The sequence below is a fragment of the Pseudomonas kitaguniensis genome (genome assembly GCF_009296165.1).
Classification (GTDB): Bacteria; Pseudomonadota; Gammaproteobacteria; order Pseudomonadales; family Pseudomonadaceae; genus Aquipseudomonas; species Aquipseudomonas kitaguniensis.
In genome coordinates this window covers 1-4,996 of the sequence record NZ_VUAZ01000242.1, presented here as the reverse complement: position 1 = coordinate 4,996, position 4,996 = coordinate 1, and the positions used below count along the sequence as shown (strand labels likewise).

Below are 4,996 nucleotides of genomic sequence, written 5' to 3'. Positions count from 1 at the left end.
CATCGGGAGCAAGTCGAATCGCTCCCGATGAGGCCGCCGCACATTTCGATCACAACTTGGCGATCGATACCTCGGTGGATTTCACGAAGGCAATCACTTCGCTGCCAATCACCAGCTCCAGCTCTTTGACCGAGCGAGTGGTGATCACCGACGTCACGATACCGGACGCGGTCTGTACGTCAATTTCCGACAGCACGTCGCCTACAACGATTTCCTTGATGGTGCCTTTGAACTGGTTACGCACGTTGATGGCTTTAATAGTCATGTTGTTTTTCCTTCATGGGACACGTGAGTTATTGAGCCCAACGCAATTGCGTAGGCAACGGTGAAACAGGTTCAGGGTCCGGCGGCGAGCCGGGCAACGACAGCACACGGTTAAGCACTTCGGCTTCCAGCGCGGCCAGGCGATGCGAGCCTCGGGCGCGTGGCCGCGGCAGGTCGACGATCAAGTCCAGGCCGATTTCGCCGTCTTCGATCAAAATCACCCGGTCGGCAATCGCCACCGCTTCACTGACGTCGTGGGTCACCAGCAACACGGTGAAACCATGCTTCTGCCAGAGGTTTTCGATCAGTTGTTGCATCTCGATGCGGGTCAGGGCGTCCAGCGCACCCAGCGGCTCGTCGAGCAGCAGCAAGCGTGGCTGGTGAATCAACGCACGCGCCAAGGCCACACGTTGCTTCTGGCCACCGGACAAGGCCGCCGGCCACTCATTGGCACGCTCGGCCAGGCCGACCGCTTCCAGCGCCTCCAGCGCCCTGGGGCGCCAGTTGCCATGAAGGCCGAGGCCGACGTTGTCGATGATCTTTTTCCACGGCAGCAAGCGCGCTTCCTGGAACATCAACCGCGTGTCTTCAATCGCTTCGCTCAGCGGCGCGGAACCGGCCAGCAGCTCCCCGCCACTGGCTTTGTCCAGACCGGCCAGCAGGCGCAGCAAGGTACTTTTGCCGCAGCCGCTGCGACCGACCACGGCCACGAACTGGCCTGCCGGAATGTGCAGGTCAATGTCCTTGAGTACTTCGCGTGCACCAAAGGCCTTGCGCAGTTTGCGCACCGCCAGCGGGATGCCTTTGAGCAGGCGCGGAGGTTGTTGAGCTGTCATGCCGCACCGCCTTTATTCACTTGATACGCCGGGTGCCAGCGCAGCCATACACGCTCCAGGCCGCGGGCGGCGAGGTCGGCCAGCTTGCCGAGAATCGCGTACATCACGATGGCAAGTACCACCACGTCGGTTTGCAGAAATTCGCGCGCGTTCATTGCCAGGTAACCGATGCCGGAGCTGGCCGAGATGGTTTCCGCCACGATCAAGGTCAGCCACATAAAGCCCAACGCAAAGCGCACGCCCACCAGAATCGAAGGCAACGCGCCCGGCAGAATCACCTGACGAAACAGGCTGAAGCCGGACAAACCATAACTGCGCGACATTTCCACCAACGCCGGGTCGACGTTGCGAATGCCGTGGTAAGTGTTCAGGTAAATCGGGAACAGCGTGCCGAGCGCGACCAGGAAAATTTTCGCGGTTTCGTCAATGCCGAACCACAAGATCACCAGCGGAATCAGCGCCAGGTGCGGCACGTTGCGGATCATCTGCACCGAGCTGTCCAGCAAGCGCTCGCCCCATTTCGACAGGCCGGTGATAAAACCCAAGGCCAGGCCGATGCTGCCACCGATCACAAAACCGAGGCCCGCACGCCAGCCGCTGATGGCCAAGTGAGTCCAGATTTCGCCCGTGCGCACCAGGTTGACGCCGGCTTCAATCACCGCACTCGGTGCCGGCAAAATACGCGTCGATAACCAACCCGCCGACACCGACAACTGCCACACCGCCAGCAATAAAACCGGTAGCACCCATGGGGCTACGCGATGGCTTAATTTCTCAAAATTCATAACGCCGCCTCAGCTCTGTGACGCAGCTTTAGGAAGAATGTCGTTGGCGACCATTTCGCCAAACGGGCTCACGTAGCCGGCACCTTTAGGCAGCTCGGGACGTTCGATGTCCAAGTGCGGGAACAACAGTTCAGCGACCCGATACGACTCCTCCAGGTGTGGGTAACCGGAGAAGATAAACGTGTCGATGCCCAAGTCGGCGTATTCCTTGACGCGTGCAGCCACCGTAGGGCCATCACCCACCAGCGCCGTACCCGCACCGCCGCGTACCAGGCCGACGCCGGCCCACAGGTTGGGGCTGACTTCGAGGTTGTCGCGGTTACCGCCGTGCAAGGCAGCCATGCGTTGCTGGCCAACCGAGTCGAAGCGTGCCAGCGAGGCTTGAGCGCGCGCGATGGTCTCGTCGTCGACGTGAGAGATCAGTTTTTCGGCGGCCTGCCAGGCTTCTTCGTTGGTCTCGCGCACAATCACATGCAGGCGAATACCGAAGCGCAGCGTGCGCCCGAGCTTTTCGGCCTTGGCGCGTACCTGGGCGATTTTTTCAGCGACCGCAGCCGGTGGCTCGCCCCACGTCAGCACCATTTCCACTTGCTCGGCTGCCAGGTCCTGGGCCGCTTCCGAGGAGCCGCCAAAGTACAGCGGCGGGCGCGGTTGCTGGATCGGCGGGTAGAGCAATTTGGCGCCTTTGACGCTGATGTGCTCGCCGTCGTAGTCCACGGTTTCGCCCTCCAGCACGCGGCGCCAGATACGTGTGAATTCTACCGAGGCCTGGTAGCGCTCTTCGTGGCTGAGGAACAAACCGTCGCCCGCCAACTCGTCGGGATCACCGCCGGTCACCAGGTTGAACAACGCGCGGCCGCCGGACAGGCGATCCAGAGTCGCGGCCTGACGCGCAGCCACCGTCGGGGAAATGATCCCGGGGCGCAGTGCGACAAGAAACTTCAGACGCTGGGTCACCGGGATCAGCGAGGCGGCCACCAGCCACGAATCTTCACAGGAGCGACCGGTGGGGATCAGCACCCCGCCAAAGCCGAGGCGGTCAGCGGCCTGGGCCACCTGCTGCAAATAACCATGATCGACGGCGCGAGCGCCTTCGGCGGTGCCAAGGTAATGGCCGTCGCCGTGGGTAGGCAGGAACCAGAAAATATTGAGGCTCATGGAGTTGTCTCCTGAAGAAATCGAATTACGGCGCTTTGGCAACGGCGGCGGGTGGCGTCCAGATCACGTCCTTGATGTTCAAGGGTTTGGGGATCAATTTGAGTTGGTAGAAGCTGTCGGCGATTTTCTGCTGGGCGGCCACCACTTCCGGGGTCAGGAACAACGCGCCGTAGCCTTGGCGCTTCACCGAGGTCAGGGTGATGTCAGCCGGCAGGCCAAGCAGCGGTGCGACTTGTTCGGTGACTTGTTCCGGGTGGGCCTTGGACCATTCGCCCACGGCGCGCACTTCTTCCACCAATGCCTTGATCACGTCAGGGTGTTGTTCGGCGTAGGGCTTGGTGGCCAGGTAGAACTGATGGTTGTCGGCGATGCCGGTGCCGTCACGCAGGGTGCGCGCTTGCAGTTGTTTCTCGGCGGCGGCCTGGTACGGGTCCCAAATCACCCAAGCGTCGACGCTGCCACGCTCGAACGCGGCGCGGGCATCGGCGGGCGGCAGGAACACGGTCTGCACGTCGGTGTATTTGAGGCCGGCGTCTTCCAGTGCACGCACCAACAGGTAATGCACATTGGAGCCTTTGTTGAGCACAACTTTCTTGCCCTTAAGCTCTGCCACCGATTTGATCGGCGAGTCTTTCGGCACCAGGATCGCTTCGCTGGTCGGCGCCGGTGGCTCGTAGGCGACATACAGCAAATCTGCCCCGGCGGCTTGGGCGAAAACCGGTGGGGTTTCGCCGGTGACGCCGAAGTCGATGGAGCCGACATTCAGGCCTTCGAGCAACTGCGGGCCACCGGGGAACTCGGTCCACTGCACCTGCACGCCCTGAGCCGCGAGGCGTTTTTCGAGCGTGCCTTTGGCCTTGAGCAACACCAGCGTGCCGTATTTCTGATAACCGATCCGCAGGGTGTCGGCGGCCTGGGCTTGGACAATGGCGCCGAAGGACACAGCCGCAGCAAACAGTGCGACCAGACCACGACGCAAGATGACAGTGCGCATGGCGCTCTCTCCAAAAAGTGCGATTAGGGGGTTGGCTGCACCTGCTTGGCCGTTGGCGGCTGAGTAAGGTGAGTACTACACAATCCGGTAAGGCTTAAATGCTCCAGCGAGCACTCAACAAACGTTCATTCAACACATTCGGATCAAGCGGTTTCGGGCGACGCGCCATGGCGCTGTAAAACGTCTCCAGCGCCTCGTGTAAACGCTGCTCAAGCACCGGCACCAATTGCGCCTGGGAACTGCCTTCGGCGTAGGCGATTTGGCTGTCTTCGGCAAAAATGCCGTGGAGCAATTCCTGCGCTTTAAGCGCCGACAACACGGGCTTCAAGGCGTAGTCGACCGCCAGCATGTGGGCAATGCTGCCGCCCGTCGCCATCGGCAATACGATTTTGTGCGCCAGTGCGCGTTCGGGCAGCAGGTCGAGTACGGTTTTCAACGCACCGGAAAACGACGCTTTGTACACCGGCGTGGCGATGACCAGGCCGTCGGCGTTGGCCACCTGCTGCAACAGGTCGATGACTTTGGGGCTGTCGAAGCGGGCATGCAGCAAGTCTTCGGCGGGGAAGTCGCGTATCTGATAACTGACGACTTCCACGCCTTTGTCTTGCAGCAACTGACGGGATTTTTCCAGCAAGACCCCGGAGCGCGAACGCTGGCTGGGACTGCCTCCAAGTGTTACGACCAGCATGTAGGAAATTCCTTGAGCAAGTGTCAGCGGTTCGCTGTGTGGCGATGTCGCCAAGATGGGACAGACCTTATCAGTAGATTTATATATCTATAAATCTCATTTTTTCATTTGTTTATTCTATAAATGCATATGCGAAAACTGAACCGCCAAGCGAAAAAAAAAGGCCGTGAAAACGGCCTGAAGACCCTTGCATTGAATCAGTGGTGTATCTACAGACGCCATCGGGGGCAAGCCCCCTCCCACATGGGAACGCGGTCAACTGTGGGAGGGG

6 protein-coding genes are annotated in these 4,996 nt (G+C 60.4%); all 6 read right to left on the bottom strand.

The features are described 5' to 3' along the window. Positions 1 to 49: 49 nt before the first annotated feature. A complete protein-coding gene (locus F0169_RS27060) occupies positions 50 to 265 on the bottom strand; it encodes a TOBE domain-containing protein (RefSeq protein ID WP_003176783.1) in 216 nt (71 codons plus the stop codon). A 28-nt stretch (positions 266 to 293) separates the two neighbouring features. Then, a complete protein-coding gene (ssuB, locus tag F0169_RS27055; protein WP_152748138.1) occupies positions 294 to 1,100 on the bottom strand; it encodes an aliphatic sulfonates ABC transporter ATP-binding protein in 807 nt (268 codons plus the stop codon). Then, entirely contained in the window at positions 1,097 to 1,885 is a 789-nt protein-coding gene (ssuC, locus tag F0169_RS27050; RefSeq protein ID WP_058413733.1) for an aliphatic sulfonate ABC transporter permease SsuC, read from the bottom strand. The genes ssuB and ssuC overlap by 4 nt, the downstream gene beginning before the upstream one ends. Positions 1,886 to 1,894: 9 nt before the next feature. Next, positions 1,895 to 3,043 carry an FMNH2-dependent alkanesulfonate monooxygenase gene (gene ssuD / locus F0169_RS27045; RefSeq protein ID WP_058413734.1) on the bottom strand — a complete coding sequence of 383 codons (1,149 nt, stop codon included), beginning with the start codon at positions 3,041 to 3,043 and terminating at the stop codon, positions 1,895 to 1,897. A gap of 25 nt (positions 3,044 to 3,068) precedes the next feature. Next, positions 3,069 to 4,037: a sulfonate ABC transporter substrate-binding protein gene (locus F0169_RS27040; RefSeq protein WP_122249388.1), complete on the bottom strand. Its 969-nt coding sequence runs from the start codon at positions 4,035 to 4,037 to the stop codon at positions 3,069 to 3,071. Positions 4,038 to 4,131: 94 nt separating this feature from the next. Then, the gene (gene ssuE, locus F0169_RS27035) at positions 4,132 to 4,725 is read right to left on the bottom strand and encodes an NADPH-dependent FMN reductase (RefSeq protein ID WP_152748137.1); all 594 of its coding nucleotides are present in this window, start codon (positions 4,723 to 4,725) and stop codon (positions 4,132 to 4,134) included. Positions 4,726 to 4,996 lie beyond the last annotated feature (271 nt).